This is a genomic window from Kitasatospora sp. NPDC056800, assembly GCF_042789775.1.
Classification (GTDB): domain Bacteria; phylum Actinomycetota; class Actinomycetes; order Streptomycetales; family Streptomycetaceae; genus Kitasatospora.
On record NZ_JBHUAL010000189.1, the window covers coordinates 1 to 18,700 of the forward strand.

An 18,700-nucleotide genomic window follows, 5' to 3' on the forward strand; every position below is an offset into this window, starting at 1 on the left:
CCACCCGCACCGCGCGGGGCGGCAGCGGCGCCGCCGCGTCCCGGCCCCGCGGGGCGCCGCGCAGCAGCCGTTCGCAGGGGCGCTCCACCCAGCGGTACATGGCCCCCGCGGCCACCAGCGAGCCGCCCGCCAGCAGCAGCCAGACGCCGAGCGTCGCGGCCCCCGGCGCCGGGCGGCCCTGGACGGCCAGCCAGCAGCGGACGCCGATCTCGTGCACCAGGTACCAGGCGTACGACCACTCGCCGAGCCGTACGGCCGTCCGGCCCGCCAGCAGCCGGGGCGGGGCCCCGGCGGTGTCGCGCCGGGCGGCGGCCGCCAGCAGGGCGGCGAACAGCGGTGCGGACAGCAACTGGGAGGCGCTGTACGGGCCGTACCAGGAGGAGTCCGGGACGGCGGCGTGCCAGGGGGCCAGCAGGACGTGGAAGAGCAGCACGGCGGCGGCCGCCGGGAGGAGCCCCGGCCGCAGGAGGCGCACCCGGGGGAGCACGCCGTGCCGCACGGCCAGGCCGGTGACCACGCCGAGGACGAACTGCGGGGTCCGGGCCGGCGGCAGGTAGTCCAGCAGCCAGCCGCGCACCGTCGGGTCGGCGGGCAGCAGGGCACCGGCCGCCCACAGCACCGGGCCGAGCACGGCGCACAGAGCCGCGAGCGGCAGCCAGGCGCGCCGGCGCGGGGCCAGCAGGCGCAGCAGCGGCGGGAACAGCAGGTAGAACCAGGCCTCGGCGCCCAGCGACCAGGAGGCCGGGTTGCCGCCGTACAGGGTGGGCAGCGCCCACGGGTGCACCAGCGCCAGCGACCAGAGCGCCGCCGCCACCGGCAGCACGGCGCCGATCGCCGCGTCCGCGCCCAGGGACAGCGCGGTGGTCAGCACGTGCAGCGGCCAGATCCGGGCGAACCGGCGGCGGGCGAAGACCCACGGCCGGGCGGGCGAGGCCCCGTACGTCCAGGCCAGCACGAAACCGGAGAGCACGAAGAAGAACGTCACGCCCGAACGGCCGTACCAGGCGAGCGGGCTGAGCAGCGGCAGCTCGCCCACCTTGCGGGAGAGGTGGTAGAGCACCACCAGCAGGGCGGCCCAGAAGCGCAGCCCGGTGAGCGAGGGCAGGCGGCTGGGGCCGGTCGTGGGCATCGGCGCTCCGGGGGCGGGGGACGGGGGCGGGGGACGGGGGCGGCGCCCGGGTGAACGAGCACGGCGGGGCCGAGGTCACGCCGACGGCGGCGGGCGGTCGCGTCCGGCGACGGGGTGCCGGGGCGCGTAACCTGCTAGGGCCCGGACGGACCTGCCAGGCCCGGACGGGCCCCTGGGCGGACGGATGGAGGGGCCGATGGCGGTGGAGGAGCAGCGGGCCGGGAGCCGGGTCAGCCGGCCGGAGAACCGGCTGGTCCGGCGCGGGTTCACCGACCCGGCGCGGGCGGTGCGGCTGTTGGAGGGCCCCGGGCTGGAGGGCTTGGCCGACGACCCCGTGCTGCTGGACGCGCTCGGCGCCACCGCCGACCCCGACCTCGCGCTGCTCGGCCTGTCCCGGCTGCTGGAGGCCGCCGACGAGGCCGACCGGCACACCCTGCGCGACACCCTCACCACCTCCAAGCCGCTGCGCGACCGGCTGCTCGGCGTGCTCGGCGTCTCCACCGCGCTCGGCGACCACCTGGCCCGGCACCCGCACGACTGGCACGTGCTGGTCACCTTCGAACTGCGCGACATGCACCCCGGCCCGGAGGACTTCCGCCGCTCCCTCGCCGAGGGCGTCCGGGACGACACCCTCGGCCCCGCGAACGCGCTGCGCGTCGCCTACCGCCGCTGCCTGCTCGCCATCGCCGCCCGCGACCTCACCGGCACCACCGACCTCGCGCAGACCGCCGCCGAACTCGCCGACCTGGCCGGCGCCACCCTCCAGACCGCCCTGGACCTCGCCGCCGAGCAGGACCCGGAGGCGGCCGCGGCCTGCCGGCTCGCCGTGATCGGCATGGGCAAGTGCGGCGGCCGCGAGCTCAACTACGTCTCGGACGTGGACGTGGTCTTCGTCGCCGAGCCGCGCGAGGGCGTGGACGAGCACGAGGCGCTCAAGGCCGCCACCCGGCTGGCCGCCGCCCTCACCCGGCTGTGCGCGGACACCACCGGCGAGGGCACCATCTGGCCGGTGGACGCCAACCTGCGTCCCGAGGGCCGCAACGGCCCGCTGGTGCGCACCCTGGCCAGCCACCTCGCCTACTACCAGCGCTGGGCCAAGACCTGGGAGTTCCAGGCGCTGCTCAAGGCCCGCCCGGTCGCCGGGGACGCGGAGCTCGGCGCCGCGTACGTGGCGGCGCTCGCCCCGATGGTCTGGCAGGCCGCCGCCCGGGAGAACTTCGTCGCCGACGTGCAGCAGATGCGCCGCCGGGTGATCGACTCCATCCCGGCCACCGAGCTGGACCGCCAGCTCAAGCTCGGCCCGGGCGGGCTGCGCGACGTCGAGTTCTCCGTCCAGCTGCTCCAACTGGTGCACGGCCGCACCGACCCGGCGCTGCGCAGCGGCAACACCCTGGAGGCGCTGGCCGCGCTCTCCCGGGGCGGCTATGTCGGCCGGGCGGACGCCGCCTCGCTGGACGCCGCGTACCGCTTCCTGCGCTCGCTGGAGCACCGCATCCAGCTGTACCGGCTGCGCCGCACCCACCTGATGCCCACCGGGGCCGAGGACCTGCGCCGGCTGGCCCGCTCACTGGCGGCGCTGATCAACGACGACACCCGCGCCGACCCGGTGGCCGCGCTGCAGCGCGAGTGGAAGCGGCACGCGATGGAGGTCCGGCGGCTGCACGAGAAGCTGTTCTACCGGCCGCTGCTCGACGCCGTCGCCGAACTTCCGCCGGGCGCCACCGGGCTCAGCCCGGAGGCGGCCCGGGCCCGGCTGGAGGCGCTGGGCTACGCGGACCCGGCCGCCGCGCTGCGGCACCTCAGCGCGCTCGCCTCCGGGGTGAGCCGCAAGGCGGCGATCCAGCGCACCCTGCTGCCGGTGCTGCTCGGCTGGTTCGCCGAGTCCGCGGACCCGGACGCCGGGCTGCTCAACTTCCGCCAGGTCTCCGACGCGCTCGGCCGCACCCCCTGGTACCTGCGGCTGCTGCGGGACGAGAGCGCCGCCGCCGAACAGCTGGCCCGGGTGCTGTCGGCCGGCCGGCTCGCCCCCGACCTGCTGCTGCGCGCCCCCGAGGCGGTGGCCATGCTGGGCGACCCGCACGGCCTGGAACCGCGCGGCCGGGCGGCGCTGCAGTCGGAGATACTGGCCGCCGTCGGCCGGGCCGGGTCCACCCACGCCGCGGTGGCCGCCGCCCGCTCGGTGCGCCGCCGCGAGCTGTTCCGCACCGCCGCCGCGGACGTGCTCGGGCGGCTCGGGGAGGACCCGGCCGAGGCGCTGGACACCGCCGGGGAGGCGCTCACCGCGCTCAACGCCGCCACCCTGGGCGGCGCGCTGCGCGCCTGCGTGGCCGGCTGGGAGGCCGAGCACGGGGACCTGCCGACCCGGATCGCGGTGATCGCGATGGGCCGCTTCGGCGGCCACGAACTGGGCTACGGCTCGGACGCGGACGTGCTCTTCGTCCACGAGCCGCTGCTCGGCTCGCTGGAGGAGGCGGCCGCCCGGGCCGCCCAGGCGGTCTGCCACGAGCTGCGCGCCCAGCTGGGCGCGCCGTCCACCGAGCCGCCGCTGCTGGTCGACGCCGACCTGCGGCCGGAGGGCCGCAGCGGCCCGCTGGTGCGCACCCTCGCCTCGTACGCGGCGTACTACCGGCGCTGGTCGCACGCCTGGGAGAGCCAGGCGCTGCTGCGGGCCGAACCGGTGGCCGGGGACGAGGAGCTGGGCGCGCGGTTCCGACAGCTGATCGACCCGCTGCGCTACCCCGGCGGCGGGGTGCCGGAGCGGGACCTGGTGGAGATCCGCCGGATCAAGGCGCGGATCGAGGCCGAGCGGCTGCCGCGCGGGGCCGACCCGACCACCCACACCAAGATCGGCCGGGGCGGGCTGGCGGACGTCGAGTGGACGGTGCAGCTGCTGCAGCTCCGGCACGGGTACGAGCTGCCGGCCCTGCGCACCACCCGGACCAGGGCGGCGCTGGCCGCGGCCGCGGAGGCCGGGCTGGTCGAGCCGGAGGACGCCGAGGTGCTGGACACGGCCTGGGTGCTGGCCTCCCGGGTGCGGGCGGCGGTGATGCTGGTGCGCGGGCGGCCCGGGGACAGCTTCCCGGGGGAGGCCCGGGAGCTGGCGGGGGTGGCCCGCTACCTCGGGTACGGCTCCGGGCACAGCGGCGAGCTGCTGGACGACTACCGGCGGACCACCCGGCGGGCCCGGGCGGTGGTGGACCGGCTGTTCTACGGCGCCGACTGACCGGGGCCGCGCACGGGGACGGCCCGCCCCGGGTACGCGAAAGGGGCCCCGGTCGGGGCCCCTTCGAAGACAGGCGCTAGCGGCGCGCGCTGCTGACCGCGGGCTCGCTCCACTGCTCCGGGACGGTGATCGGCCGGTCGGCCGGCGTCTCCCGGGCGGGCACCTTCGGCAGCCGGTAGACCCACTCGTGGTACATCCAGCGGGCGGTGAGGAAGCCCACCATCAGGCAGAGCTCGCCGCCGACGGCGTCCATCCAGAAGTGGTTGGCGGTGGAGACGATCACCACCAGGGTGGCGGCCGGGTACATCAGGCCGAGCACCCTGACCCAGGTGCGGCGGGCCAGGAAGAAGATCGCCAGGCCGCACCACATCGACCAGCCGATGTGCATCGAGGGCATGGCCGCGTACTGGTTGGAGACGTGCGCGGCGGGCCCGGAGGCCATCGAGCCCCAGGTGCCGTGGACCTTCACGGTGTCGATGAAGCCGCCGTCGGTCATCAGCCGGGGCGGGGCCAGCGGGAAGAAGTAGAAGCCGACCAGGGCGATCCCGGTGGTCACGAACAGCACCGTGCGGGCCGCGACGTAGCGCCCGGGGTGGCTGCGGTAGAGCCAGACCAGCACGCCTATCGTGATCACGAAGTGCAGGGTCGCGTAGTAGTAGTTCATCCCCGTGATGAGCCACCCGACGCTGTCCACGGCGTGGTTGATCGAGCGCTCGACGGCGATGCCGAGGTGGTTCTCCAGGTCCCAGATCCAGCCCGCGTGCTTCTGGGCTATCGCTTCCTGTTCGGGAACCGCGTTGCGCACGATCGAGTAGACCCAGTAGCTGATCCCGATCAGCGCCAGCTCGAACCAGATCCGCGGCCTGGCCGGTGAGCGGCGCTGGGCGCTGACGCGGCTGCGCAGGGCGGCGGTACGGGACTGGGCGGCACGGGTGGCTCCATCGGGCAGGCGGCCGGGGACGGCCTTCGCTGCTTCGGAACCGCCACCGCTGGCCGCGTCGGCGCGCCGTACGTCGCCTCGCTGGATCTCGGTCGGTTCCCCCATGGACGGCAAGTCTGCCAGACCGCTCGTAGCCGTCTGCTCATCCTCTGGAAGTGGATTCTTCACCGGCTGTCCCCCTTGAGGGGTAGGGGCCGGCGCCCACCGGGGTAGGGGGTGCTCGGGGGTTGGGTGCATACCGGTGGGACGGACATACGTCCCATTGTCACGCGCGTCGCTCCAGGGGAGTAATCGGGGTGGTCGGAGACGGTCCTCCACCTGGAACTTCCGGCGACGAAACGATTTCTGCATCTTGCTGAAACATATTGCAGGCCGCTAGCTTCCTGGGAAATCGATCGCCCCTTCCCCCTAAGGGAGCCCTCAGTGGCCGATGCCCCGCTCCGCCCCCGACGGAGCACTGCCGAACGAACCCCTGGCCGCCGCAGACCTCCGGGCCGCACGGCCGTCCTGCTGGCCGCGGCCCTGACCGCCGCCACCCTCGGCGGCGCCCCCGCGGCCCTCGCCGCCGCCCCGCCTGCCCCGCCCTCGGACGCCGCGCTGGCGGCCACCGCCGGGCGGCACGACCTCACCCGGGAGCAGTTCTACTTCGTCCTGCCCGACCGCTTCGCCAACGGCGACACCGCCAACGACACCGGAGGCATCACCGGGGGGCGGCTGGAGAACGGCTTCGACCCCGCGGACAAGGGCTTCTACCACGGCGGCGACCTGGCCGGGCTGATCCAGCGGCTCGACTACGTCCAGGACCTCGGCACCACCGCGATCTGGCTGGCCCCGATCTTCAAGAACAAGCCGGTGCAGGGCAGCGGGGCCGACGCCTCGGCCGGCTACCACGGCTACTGGATCACCGACTTCACCCAGGTCGACCCGCACTTCGGCACCAACGAGCAGCTCAAGGAGCTGATAGCCAAGGCGCACGCCCGCGGCATCAAGGTCTTCTTCGACGTCATCACCAACCACACCGCCGACGTCATCGACTACGCCGAGAAGCAGTACGGCTACCGCTCCGCCGGCGCCTACCCGACGCTCGACGCGGACGGGAACCCGGTGGACGAGACCGCCGTCGCCGACGCGGGCGCCCCCTGGCCGCGGACCACCAAGGACTCCTTCCCCTACACCCCGGTCTTCCGCACCCCGGCCGACGCCGCGGCCAAGACCCCGTCCTGGCTCAACGACCCGGCGCTCTACCACAACCGGGGCGACTCGACCTTCGTCGGCGAGTCCGCCACCGAGGGCGACTTCAGCGGCCTGGACGACCTCGACACCCAGAACCCCAAGGTGGTGAAGGGCTTCGAGAAGGTCTACCAGCAGTGGGTCAAGGACGCCGGCGTGGACGGCTTCCGGATCGACACCGTCAAGCACGTCAACATGGCGTTCTGGCAGCAGTGGGCCCCCGCGCTCAAGGACTTCGCCGCCAAGCAGGGCAACAAGAAGTTCTTCATGTTCGGCGAGGTCTACTCCGGCGACCCGGCGGTCACCTCGCCGTACGTCACCAAGGGCAGGCTCCAGGCCACCCTGGACTTCCCGTTCCAGGGCGCGGCCCGCTCCTACGTCTCGCAGGGCGGTTCGGCGCGCGGCCTCGCCGACGTCTACGCCCAGGACTACCGCTACACCAGCGCCGACACCGACGCGTACGAGCTGCCCACCTTCCTCGGCAACCACGACATGGGCCGCTTCGGCTCCTTCCTGCTCGCCGACAACCCGGGCGCCGACGACGCCACCCTGCTCAGGAAGGACCGGCTCGGCAACGAGCTGCAGTTCCTCACCCGCGGCCAGCCCGTCGTCTACTACGGCGACGAGCAGGGCTTCACCGGCGCGGGCGGCGACAAGGACGCCCGGCAGGACCTGTTCGCCTCGAAGACGGCCTCCTACAACGGCGACCGGGTGCTCGGCGGCCCCTCCGGCCCGGCCGACCGGTACGGGCAGGGCGGCGAGCTCTACCAGGGCATCGCCGGACTGGCCAAGCTGCGCCGCGACAACCCGGCCCTGGCCGACGGCGCCCAGATCGAGCGGTACGCCGCCGACGGCGCCGGCGTGTACGCCTTCTCCCGGATCGACGCCGGGCAGCAGGTCGAGTACCTGGTCGCGGTCAACAACGCCGCCGAGGCGAAGACCGTCACCCTGGACACCTTCTCGGCGGGGATGGGCTTCGACCCGGTCTACCCGGCGGCGGGCGCCCGCGTCACCAGCGGCGCCGACCGCAAGGTGACGGTCACCGTGCCCGCGCTGTCCTCGCTCGTCCTCAAGGCGGGCGGGCGGCTCGCGCCGGTGGCCGCCGCGCCCCAGCTCTCGGTGCAGCCGCCCGCCGACGGCTCGACCGGGCTCGTCACGGTCGGCGCCACCACGGACGGCGGCTTCAACCGGGTGAGCTTCGCCGCCCAGATCGGCAACGGGCCCTGGCAGACCCTGGGCACCGCCGACAACGGCGGGTACAAGGTCACCCAGGACCTGGCCGCCGTCGCCCCCGGCACGGTGGTCCGCTACAAGGCCGTCGTCCGGGACTCCAGCGGCCACCTGCGCTCCGCCACCGCGAGCTTCACCACCGGCACCCCCGCGCCCAAGCCCGCGCCCACCGCCGGCTCCCGCCCGTACGCCGTCGTCCACTACAACCGGCCGGACGGCGACTACGACGGCTGGAACCTCTACGCCTGGGGCGACCTCGCCGACGGCGAGGCCACCCCGTGGCCGGCCGGGCACGCCTTCACCGGGCGGGACGCGTACGGCGCCTTCGCGTACGTGAAGCTCAAGCCCGGCGCCTCGGACGTCGGCTTCATCGTGGAGAAGGACGGCGTCAAGGACGTCGACGCCGACCGGCACCTCGACGTCGGCAGCACCGGCGAGGTGTGGCTGAAGCAGGGGGACGCGACCGTCCGCACGGCGAACCCGGGACCGCCGGCTGGGTCGACCGGTCCTGGCCAGCCGGCGAACACCGCCGTCATCCACTACAACCGGGCCGACGGCGACTACGACGGCTGGGGCCTGCACGACTGGACCGGCGCCGCCACCCCGACCGACTGGGGCAAGCCGCTGACCCCGGCCCGCCGCGACGCCTTCGGCGCTGTCTTCGAGGTGCCGCTCGCCCCCGGGGCGACCAGCCTCAGCTACATCCTGCACAAGGGCAACGACAAGGACCTGCCCGCCGACCAGTCGCTGGACCTCGCCGTCAACGGCAGGGAGGTCTGGGTGCTCGGCGGCCGCGAGGGCTACCTGCTGCCGCAGAACCCGGCCGCCTCCTCGCAGATCGACCTCACCGGCGCCAAGGCCCAGTGGATCGACGCGAGGACCGTCGTCGTCCCGGCGAACTACGGCGCGGGCGACGACGCCCTGGCCGGCGGCACCAGCGCCCAGCTGGTCTACGACCCCGAGGGCGGCATCCGGGCCGACAGGGGCGCGCTGACCAAGCCCGGCAAGTGGCTGCGGCTCACCCCGGCCAAGGGCGGGCTGACCGACGCGCAGAAGGCCAAGTACCCGCACCTGGCGGGCTACCGGGCCTTCACCGTGGACCCCAGGGACGCCGCCCGCGTCCCGGCCGCGCTCCGCGGCCAGCTGCTGTTCACCGAACACCTGCCCAGCGGCGCCGTCCTGGCCGGCACCGGGGTGCAGACCCCGGGCGTGCTGGACGACCTGTACGCCGGGCGGACCGGCAAGGTCGACTTCGGCCCGGCCTACTACAACGGCAAGGTGGCGCTGTCGCTCTGGGCGCCGACCGCGCAGGAGGTCTCCGTCCAGGTCTTCGACAGCGCCACCGGGGGCACCCCGAGGACGCTGCCGCTGAAGCTCGACGACGAGACCGGCGTCTGGGAAGTCGTCCGCGACAAGGGCGAGTTGGACGGCAGGTACTACCTGTACCAGGTGAAGGTCTGGGCGCCGTCCACCCAGCAGCTGGTGGTCAACACCGTCACCGACCCGTACTCGGTGGCGCTGTCCACCGACTCCCGGCGCAGCCTGGTCGCCGACCTCGACGCCAAGGCGCTCAAGCCCGCGGGCTGGGACGACCACGCCCGTCCGCAGGCCGTCCCGCCCGCGCAGCAGCAGATCCAGGAACTGCACGTCCGGGACTTCTCGGTGGAGGACCCCACCGTCCCGGCCGCCGAGCGCGGCACCTACCTGGCGTTCACCGAGTCGGACTCGGCCGGCATGCGGCACCTGCGGGACCTGGCCAAGGCCGGGGTGACCACGGTCCACCTGCTGCCGACCTTCGACATCGCCACCGTCCGGGAGAACCGGGCCGACCAGAAGCTGCCGGCCTGCGACCTCAAGTCCCTTCCGGCGGACGGCCCGAAGCAGCAGGAGTGCGTGGCGGCCGTGGCCGCCGACGACGCGTACAACTGGGGCTACGACCCGCTGCACTACAACGTGCCGGAGGGCTCGTACGCCACCGACCCGAACGGGGTCGCCCGCACGGTGCAGTTCCGGCAGATGGTGCAGGCGATGCACGCGGCCGGGCTGCGGGTGGTGCTCGACGTGGTCTACAACCACACCGCCGCCAGCGGCCAGGCCGAGCACTCGGTGCTGGACAAGGTGGTTCCCGGCTACTACCAGCGGCTGGACGCCGACGGCAAGGTGACGGCGGACAGCTGCTGCGCCGACACCGCGCCCGAGCACGCCATGATGAACCGGCTGGTGGTCGACTCGGTGACGCTGTGGGCCCGCGAGTACAAGGTGGACGGCTTCCGCTTCGACCTGATGGGCCTGGACCCGAAGTCCACCATGCTGGACGTGCAGGCCGCGCTGCGGAAGATGACGCCGGACTCGGACGGCGTGGACGGGAAGAACGTGTTCCTCTACGGCGAGGGCTGGAACTTCGGCGCCGTCGCGAACAACGCCCGGTTCGAGCAGGCCACCCAGCAGAACATGGCCGGCACCGGCATCGCCACCTTCGACGACCGGATCCGGGACGCCGCCCGCGGCGGCAACTTCATGCTGAACTCCGCCCCGCAGCAGGGCTTCGCCTCGGGCCTGTACACCGACCCGAACGGCTCGGCCGCGAACGGCACCCCGGAGGAGCAGAAGGCCCGGCTGCTGCACCAGATGGACCAGCTGAAGGTCGGGCTGACCGGCAACCTGGCCGGCTACTCCTTCACCGACAGCTCCGGAAAGCCCGTCACCGGCGCCCAGGTCGACTACAACGGCGCCCCGACCGGATACGCGGCCAAGCCCGGCGAGGCGGTGGAGTACGTGGACGCCCACGACAACACCGACCTCTTCGACGCGCTCGCGTACAAGCTGCCGACCGGCACCGCGCCCGCCGACCGGGCCCGGATGCAGGCGCTCGGGCTCTCGCTGACCGCGCTCACCCAGGGCGCGGGCTTCGCCCAGGCCGGCAGCGACCTGCTGCGCTCCAAGTCGCTCGACTCCAACTCCTACGACTCGGGGGACTGGTTCAACGCGATCCACTGGGACCCGGCCCAGGGCAACGGCTGGGGCCGCGGCCTGCCGATGGCGAAGGACAACCAGGAGCAGTGGCCGGCCGCCCGGTCCCTGCTGGCGAACCCGGAGCTGACCGTCGGCGCGGCCGACATCCGGTCGGCCTCGGCGCAGTACCAGGAGTTCCTGCGGATCAAGCAGTCCTCGCCGCTGTTCTCGCTGCCGAGCCTGGCCGCCGTCCAGCAGCGGCTCTCCTACCCGCTCTCCGGCACCGCCGGCGAGACGCCCGGGGTGATCACCCTGCACCTGGACGGCACCGGGCTGCCGGGGGCGGAGAAGGGCGTCACGGTGGTCTTCAACGCGACGCCCACGGCGCAGGCGCAGACCGTGCCGGCGCTGAAGGGCACCGGCCAGGCGCTGCACCCCGTCCAGGCGGGCGGGGCGGACCGGGTGGTGCAGCGGTCCGGCTTCGACGCCGCGACCGGTACCTTCACCGTGCCGGGCCGCACCGTGGCGGTGTTCGTCCAGCGCTGACCCGCCGTCGCCGACCGGTCGGCACCGGTTCGTTCCGGCGCCGACCCGTCCGACACTGATTCGTACACCCCGACAACTCCCGGGCCCCGTACCACTGTTCAGGTGGTGCGGGGCCCATTCGCGGTCGGCGGGGGCACGGTTGCGTTCCGGACGCACGATGGCCGGAAACCGTTGATGGCACGGCCGGAACTGTGACGTGCCGGGTCTGCCGGGCGCTGTCGGCCACCCGCCGGGGCCGGAACCGGCCCTGAGTGCTGGTCACCGACTGCCGGTGGTGATCGAACTTTGTCCGGGGCCATGAAAACCGTGTTCACGAGTTCGTCGTGGGGTAACACAACTGACGGAGCGCCCTCCATACGGTTTCGGTAATGAATCGGCCAATCCGTGGCATGCATCTGTCATTAACGGCTCGTTTGCTGCCACGATTCCCCCGGCTGTAGACGAGGGGACCCCACCCCCCGGTGCAGCTGTTCCAGTTCAGGTGCAGCGCGTCCGACCCTGCAACGAGTTGTGAGCACCGCATCCGCACTCCCGTCGCACCCGGCGGGGGCCCCCACTGCGCCGCGACCCCGCGGCTCAGGTTTCTCTCCACCGTGCGCGACCCAGCGCCGGTCGGAAAAGGAGTCCGCATGTCCCGTTACGCTCACGCACGGAAGGCGGCGGTTGTCATGGCCGCCTCCACCGCGCTGCTGGTCACCGGCATACCGGTGATCGCCCAGGCGGCCACGCCGGACGCGCCGGCCGCCGTCGCGGCCCAGCAGGCGAACCGCGCCCAGCTGATCTCCGCCGCGAACCAGCAGACCACCAGCCTCGCCCAGAGCCTCGGGCTGAGCGGTGAGGAGAAGCTGGTCACCAAGGACGTCTTCCAGGACGCGGACGGCACCCGCCACCTGCGGTACGAGCGCACCCTCAACGGACTGCCCGTCCTGGGTGGGGACCTGGTGGTGCACCAGGCGCCCACCGGTGCGACCAAGAGCGTTGACCGGGCCAGCACCGCCCCGCTGAGCGGTGTCAGCACCACGCCGAAGCTGGCCGCCCCGGCCGCGCAGACCGCCGCGCTCGCCGCCGAGCAGGGCACCGCGGTCGACACCGCGCCGCGCCTGGTGGTCTGGGCCGCGGACAACAGCCCCCGGCTGGCCTGGGAGACCGTCGTCTCCTCGACCAAGTCCGACGGCACCCCGAGCAAGATGCACGTCGTCACCGACGCCACCAGCGGCCAGGTCATCCAGCAGTGGGACGGCATCGAGACCGGCTCCGGCAAGGGCGTCTTCGTCGGCAACGTCACCATCGGCACCACCCAGTCGGGTTCGTCGTACCAGCTGAAGGACGGCACCCGCGGTGGGATGTACACCACCAACCTGAACCACGGGACCTCGGGCACCGGCACGCTGTACAGCAAGTCCACCGACACCTGGGGCGACGGCACCGTCAACAACGGCGAGTCCGCCGCGGTCGACGCCCACTACGGCGTCGCGGCCACCTGGGACTACTACAAGAACACCTTCGGCCGCAACGGCATCCGCAACGACGGTGTCGGCGCCTACAGCCGCGTCCACTACGGCAACAACTACGTGAACGCGTTCTGGGACGACTCCTGCTTCTGCATGACGTACGGCGACGGCAGCAACAACACCGCGCCGCTGACCGAGCTGGACGTCGCGGGCCACGAGATGAGCCACGGCGTCACCGCGGCCACCGCCAACCTGACCTACTCCGGCGAGTCCGGCGGCCTCAACGAGGCCACCTCGGACATCTTCGGCACGATGGTCGAGTTCTACGCCAACATCCCGACCGACAACCCCGACTACCTGATCGGTGAGTTGATCAACATCAACGGGGACGGCACCCCGCTGCGCTACATGGACAAGCCGTCCAAGGACGGTGCCTCGGCCGACTACTGGTCCTCCACCGTCGGCAACAAGGACGTCCACTACTCGTCCGGCGTCGCCAACCACTTCTTCTACCTGCTGTCCGAGGGCAGCGGCGCGAAGACCATCAACGGCGTCAACTACGACTCGCCGACCCAGGGCAACATCGCGGTCACCGGCATCGGCCGGGACAAGGCGGCGGCCGTCTGGTACCGCGCGCTGACCACCTACATGACCTCCAGCACCAACTACGCCGCGGCGCGCACCGCGACGGAGAAGGCGGCCACCGACCTGTACGGGGCCGGCAGCGCCGAGCTGGCCGCGGTCGGCACCGCCTGGGCGGGCGTCAACGTCGGCACGGCGCCCAACCCGGGCGGCGTCACCGTCACCAACCCGGGCAACCAGTCCACCGCCGTCGGCGGCGCGGTCAACCTGGCGATCAAGGCCACCGGTGGCACCGCCCCGCTGACCTACTCGGCCACCGGCCTGCCCACCGGCCTGTCGATCAACGCCTCCACCGGCGCGATCACCGGCACCGCCTCCACCGCGGGCACCTACAACGTGACCGTCACGGCGAAGGACTCGGCCGGCAAGACCGGTACGACCAGCTTCACCTGGACCGTCTCCACCGGTGGCGGCGGCTGCACCCCGGCCCAGCTGCTGGGCAACGAGGGCTTCGAGTCGGGCACGGCCACGCCGTGGACCGCGTCGAGCGGCGTGGTGGACAGCAGCGCCTCGCAGGCGGCCCACAGCGGCTCCTGGAAGGCGTGGCTGAACGGCTACGGCTCCACCCACTCGGACTCGCTGTCGCAGACGGTGAGCATCCCGGCCGGCTGCAAGGCGACGCTGAGCTTCTGGCTGCACATCGACACCGCCGAGTCGGGCACCACCGCGTACGACAAGCTGACCGTCTCGGTGAACGGCACCGCGCTGAAGACCTACTCCAACGTGGACGCCGCGGCCGGCTACCAGCAGCGCACCTTCGACCTGTCGGCCTACGCGGGCCAGACGGTCACCGTGAAGTTCGCCGGGACCGAGGACGCCTCGCTCCAGACCAGCTTCGTGATCGACGACACCTCCGTCCAGACCGGCTGAGCCCGGGCCGGCTCCTGACGGGCCGGTGAACCAGGACAGGTGAGGGGCCCGGCGGCTACGGCTGCCGGGCCCTTGTCGTGCCCGCCCCTCCTGGCCCGGCCCCGGCTCGTCCTCGGCTTCTCCTCGGCTCCTCCCGGGTCTGCTCCCGGGCTCGCTCCCCGGCTCCTCCTCGGCTTCTCCCGGGCTTTCGACCAAGGTCTTGACGGCCCCCGCGGGTGCCTCTAGGTTCGGCGCTGCAAGTTTCCGGCAAGTTGCAGAAATTTCCTGCAGTTCCCCTGCGGCCCTTCCGCAGGCTCCCCCTCCGGCTGCCCCACCCCAGCCACCCCCAGGAGACGACGTGGTCACCACCGCCCCCGCCCGCCGGCCCGCCCGCGCGGCCGGTGCGCTCGCCGCCTCGGCGGCGCTCGCCCTCTCGCTCGGCACCTCCCTCGGTGCCCCCGCCGCCCAGGCCGCCCCGCCCGCCAACAACGGCAAGGACGTCACCGCCACCCTCTTCGAGTGGCGCTTCGACTCCGTCGCCCAGGCCTGCACCTCCACCCTCGGGCCCAAGGGCTACGGCTTCGTCGAGGTCTCCCCGCCGCAGGAGCACATCCAGGGCGCGCAGTGGTGGACCTCCTACCAGCCGGTCAGCTACAGGATCGCCGGACGGCTCGGCGACCGCACGTCCTTCAAGAACATGGTCGCCACCTGCCACGCGGCCGGGGTCAAGGTGATAGCCGACGCGGTGGTCAACCACATGTCGGCGGGCTCCGGCACCGGCACCGGCGGCACCGCGTACACCAAGTACAACTACCCCGGCACGTACCAGGACCAGGACTTCCACGGCTGCCGCCAGCCGATCACCAACTACCAGGACCGCGGCAACGTCCAGAACTGCGAACTGGAGAACCTCTCCGACCTGGACACCGGCAGCGCCTACGTCCAGACCACCATCGCGCACTACCTGGACGACCTGGCCTCGCTCGGCGTCGACGGCTACCGGATCGACGCCGCCAAGCACATCGCCGCCGCCGACCTCGCCGCGATCAAGGCCAGGATGGCCAACCCCAAGGCGTACTGGGTCCAGGAGGTCATCTACGGCGCCGGCGAGCCGGTCCAGCCCACCGAGTACACCGGCACCGGTGACCTGGACGAGTTCCGGGCCGGCACCGACCTCAAGCGGATGTTCACCACCGACAAGCTCGCCAACCTCAGCGGCTGGGGCGCCTCCTGGGGCTACCTGCCGAGCGGCCAGGCGCGCACCTTCGTCGACAACTGGGACACCGAGCGCAACGGCTCCACCCTCAACTCCACCTACGGCAACACCTACACGCTCGCCAACGTCTTCCTGCTGGCCTCGCCGTACGGCGCCCCCAACGTCCACTCCGGCTACTCCTTCGCCAACAAGGACGACGGCCCGCCGAACGGCGGCACCGTCAACGCCTGCTACCAGGACGGCTGGAACTGCACCCACGCCTGGCGGCAGATCGCCAACATGGTCGGCTTCCGCAACGCGGTGGCGGGCACCGGGGTGAGCAACTGGTGGTCCAACGGCGGCAACGCGATCGCCTTCGGCCGCGGCGGCAAGGGCTACGTCGCGATCAACCACGAGGGCGCCGCGATCACCCGGACCTTCCAGACCGGGCTGCCGGCCGGCACCTACTGCGACGTCCAGCACGGCGACCCGCAGGCCGGCGGCGGCTGCACCGGCCCGACCTACCAGGTGGGCGCCGACGGGCAGTTCACCGCGACGGTCGGCGCGGGCGACGCGGTCGCGCTGTACGTCCAGCCCGGCGCGAGCGTCTCCGGCGCCTCGTTCAACGTCAACGCGACCACCACGCCCGGGCAGAACATCTACCTGGTCGGCGACGCCGCGGCGCTCGGCGGCTGGGACCCGGCGAAGGCGCTGCCGCTCTCCTCGGCGGGCTACCCGGTCTGGTCGCTGGCGCTGTCGCTGCCGGCCGGCACGTCCTTCCAGTACAAGTACGTCCGCAAGGACGCGAGCGGCGCGGTGACCTGGGAGTCCGGCGCCAACCGGACGGCGACGGTGCCCTCGGGCGGGACGGTCACGCTGAACGACACCTGGCGGCCGTGAGGCCGGAGCGGACCGGGGGCCCGTCGGCATCGACCGGCGGGGCCCCTCCCGCGGCCCTCCGGGCCGGGGTTCAGCCCCGCCCGATGTAGGGCATGGCCGTCGCCATCACGGTGGCGAACTGCACGTTGGCCTCCAGCGGCAGCCCGGCCATGTGCCGTACGGTGCGTGCCACGTCGGCCACGTCCATGGTCGGCTCGGGGGCGATCCGGCCGTCCGCCTGCCGCACGCCCGCGCCCATCGCCGCCGTCATGTCGGTCGCCGCGTTGCCGATGTCGATCTGCCCGCAGGCGATCCGGTACGGGCGGCCGTCCAGCGACAGCGACCGGGTCAGGCCGGTCACGGCGTGCTTGGTCGCGGTGTAGGCGATCGAGTGCGGGCGCGGGACGTGCGCGGAGATCGAGCCGTTGTTGATGATCCGGCCGCCCTGCGGGTCCTGCTCCTTCATCCGCCGGAACGCGGCCCGGGCGCAGAGGAAGGCGCCGGTCAGGTTGAGGTCGACCACGGCCCGCCAGTCCTCGACCGCCAGCTCGTCCACCGGGACGGCCGGGCCGAAGGCGCCGGCGTTGTTGAACAGCAGGTCCACCCGGCCGTGGCGCTCGGCGGCCGTGGCGAACAGCGCGTCCACCGCGGCCGGGTCGGTGACGTCGGTCGGCACCACGTCGGCCGGGGCCGCGCAGAGCGCGGCGGTCTCCCGCAGCGGTCCGGACCGGCGGCCGGCCAGCACCGTCCGCCAGCCGTCCGCGGCCAGCTCCACCGCCACGGCCCGGCCGACGCCGCTCCCGGCTCCGGTGACGACGGCGATCCGCTGGTTCATGGCACCCTCCTCGATGACTGTTCCCGGTCGGCCCCGGCCTGGGCGTGCCCTGGGCATGGCCTGGGCACAGCCTGGGCAAGGCCTGGGCGTGCCCCGGAGATCTTCGCGGATCCGGGGGTCGCCGTCACTGGTCGAAGCCGCCGAGGAGCTGGTCGAATCACCAGAATCCGGACGATTCGGCGGGGCTCCGACGGCCACCCCCGCCGACCGGCCCCCGCCGACCGGGGGGACGGGTGAAGGCTTTTACCTGATCGCGAACAAACATTGGATTTCCGGTGGCCACCGCGCAACCGGGCCACCCCGGCCTACGTCATAAGATCGCAGGAAGGCGCACCCCCGCGAAGGGGCGGCGCGCCATCACTCCGGGGGACGCGCCAGCGCTGTGCCCTCGGGCATGTCCGGCCCCACCGGGGGGCCGCCGCCCGGTCACGGACCGGGCGCGACATCGGTCGGAGAGTCCTCACCGTGCTTAGGCAGTCGTCCCGTTCCCGCGCCGTCCTGTCCGGCGCCGCCGTGCTCGCCCTGGCCGCCTCGCTCGCGGCCTGCGGGAGTTCCGGCGGTGGGAAGGGGGACAGCGCCACGGCGAGCGCCGGCGCGACCGGCGGCAGCTCGTCGGGCAGCCCGAGCACCACCGGCACCGGCCAGCCCGCGACCGGCAGCGCCACCCCGGCCGCCGCCTCCGGCAAGGTGCTGATGCCCACCGGGCCCGCCGCCGCCCTCAGCAAGTCCCGGGACACCGGCGCCGGCCCGATCATGATGACCAAGGTGACCGGCGCGAAGTCCGGCGTCACCGGCCAGGTCTGGGTCTGGCTGCCGCCCGAGTACAACGACCCCAAGTTCGCCAAGACCGGCTTCCCGGTGCTCACCCTGTTCGCGGGCGGCCAGAGCAACGGCTACAACACCTGGACCGACAACCAGCTGCCGATCCAGGAGGAGAACGAGCGGCTGGTCAAGGAGGGCAAGTCCCACCCGTTCATCATGATCATGCCGGTGCAGAACTTCAACGGCGACGAGAAGAACGCGCTGGACTGCTCCGACATCCCGGGCCAGGCCAAGATGGCCACCTGGATGGCCGAGGACCTCCCGGACTTCGTCCGCGCCAACTTCCGCACCGTGAAGGGCCGCGACGGCTGGGGCGTGATGGGCGCCTCCACCGGCGGCTTCTGCAGCGCCAAGCTCGCCCTCCAGTACCCGCAGGTCTACAAGGCCGCGGTGCCGATCGACGGCTACTTCATACCGGACTCGGGGCTGTGGAAGGGCCACGACGCGGAGAAGGCCGCCAACAACCCGGACGTGCTGGTCACCCAGGGCAAGGCGGACGTGAGCATGCTGGTCACCGCGGGCGGCGCCAACCCGTACGAGACCAAGGTGGTCAAGAGCTGGGTGGAGAAGGCGGTGCCGCCGGTGAACCTCCAGTACCACGAGCAGCCCGGCGGCAAGCACCTGACCTCGGACTTCAAGAAGATGATCCCGGACACCCTGGTGTGGCTCACCGCCCACCTGGCGGGGCCGGCGGCCGACTGAGGCCCCCGCTCCGACCTGTTTCCCACCTGCTCCCACCGCTGCCGCCGGTGCCGGGACGCGTTCGCGCTCCCGGCA

At 73.1% G+C, this 18,700-nt stretch carries 8 protein-coding genes; 5 read left to right on the forward strand and 3 right to left on the reverse strand.

From position 1 onward, the window contains the following. Positions 1-1,129 (reverse strand): acyltransferase family protein (locus ACFRQN_RS31655; RefSeq protein ID WP_380743724.1); only part of this gene is annotated, 1,129 nt, incomplete at its 3' end. Positions 1,130-1,325: 196 nt separating this feature from the next. Between ACFRQN_RS31655 and ACFRQN_RS31660 the strand changes: the two genes are divergently transcribed. Further along, positions 1,326-4,352 (forward strand): bifunctional [glutamine synthetase] adenylyltransferase/[glutamine synthetase]-adenylyl-L-tyrosine phosphorylase, encoded by a 3,027-nt coding sequence (locus tag ACFRQN_RS31660; protein ID WP_375874044.1) that lies wholly within the window; start codon positions 1,326-1,328, stop codon positions 4,350-4,352. Between the two features lie 76 nt (positions 4,353-4,428). On the opposite strand, the gene ACFRQN_RS31665 is transcribed toward ACFRQN_RS31660, so the two are convergent. After that, a complete protein-coding gene (locus ACFRQN_RS31665; protein WP_380743727.1) occupies positions 4,429-5,397 on the reverse strand; it encodes a phosphatase PAP2 family protein in 969 nt (322 codons plus the stop codon). Between the two features lie 318 nt (positions 5,398-5,715). Here ACFRQN_RS31665 and pulA point away from each other — a divergent pair, with 318 nt between their 5' ends. The 3 genes from pulA to ACFRQN_RS31680 all read left to right on the forward strand — a co-directional run bounded on the left by pulA (position 5,716) and on the right by ACFRQN_RS31680 (position 16,287). Further along, positions 5,716-11,250 carry a pullulanase-type alpha-1,6-glucosidase gene (gene pulA / locus ACFRQN_RS31670; protein WP_380743730.1) on the forward strand — a complete coding sequence of 1,845 codons (5,535 nt, stop codon included), beginning with the start codon at positions 5,716-5,718 and terminating at the stop codon, positions 11,248-11,250. 629 nt (positions 11,251-11,879) lie between these two features. After that, on the forward strand, positions 11,880-14,213 hold the full coding sequence (locus ACFRQN_RS31675) for a M4 family metallopeptidase (protein ID WP_375874041.1): 2,334 nt from the start codon (positions 11,880-11,882) through the stop codon (positions 14,211-14,213). A gap of 337 nt (positions 14,214-14,550) precedes the next feature. Further along, a complete protein-coding gene (locus ACFRQN_RS31680; protein WP_049650766.1) occupies positions 14,551-16,287 on the forward strand; it encodes a carbohydrate-binding module family 20 domain-containing protein in 1,737 nt (578 codons plus the stop codon). 70 nt (positions 16,288-16,357) lie between these two features. Here the strand turns inward: ACFRQN_RS31680 and ACFRQN_RS31685 are convergent, their stop codons facing one another. Beyond that, complete coding sequence (locus ACFRQN_RS31685) at positions 16,358-17,101, reverse strand: SDR family oxidoreductase (protein WP_380743734.1); 744 nt, start codon at positions 17,099-17,101, stop codon at positions 16,358-16,360. A gap of 465 nt (positions 17,102-17,566) precedes the next feature. Here ACFRQN_RS31685 and ACFRQN_RS31690 point away from each other — a divergent pair, with 465 nt between their 5' ends. After that, entirely contained in the window at positions 17,567-18,625 is a 1,059-nt protein-coding gene (locus ACFRQN_RS31690; RefSeq protein ID WP_079271752.1) for an alpha/beta hydrolase family protein, read from the forward strand. Positions 18,626-18,700 lie beyond the last annotated feature (75 nt).

Coding starts and splice junctions, on each gene's coding strand:
- ACFRQN_RS31665 (WP_380743727.1), bottom strand. CDS start 5,397: ATGGGGGAACCGACCGAGATCCAGCGAGGCGACGTACGGCGCGCCGAC.
- ACFRQN_RS31675 (WP_375874041.1), top strand. CDS start 11,880: ATGTCCCGTTACGCTCACGCACGGAAGGCGGCGGTTGTCATGGCCGCC.
- ACFRQN_RS31685 (WP_380743734.1), bottom strand. CDS start 17,101: ATGAACCAGCGGATCGCCGTCGTCACCGGAGCCGGGAGCGGCGTCGGC.
- ACFRQN_RS31660 (WP_375874044.1), top strand. CDS start 1,326: ATGGCGGTGGAGGAGCAGCGGGCCGGGAGCCGGGTCAGCCGGCCGGAG.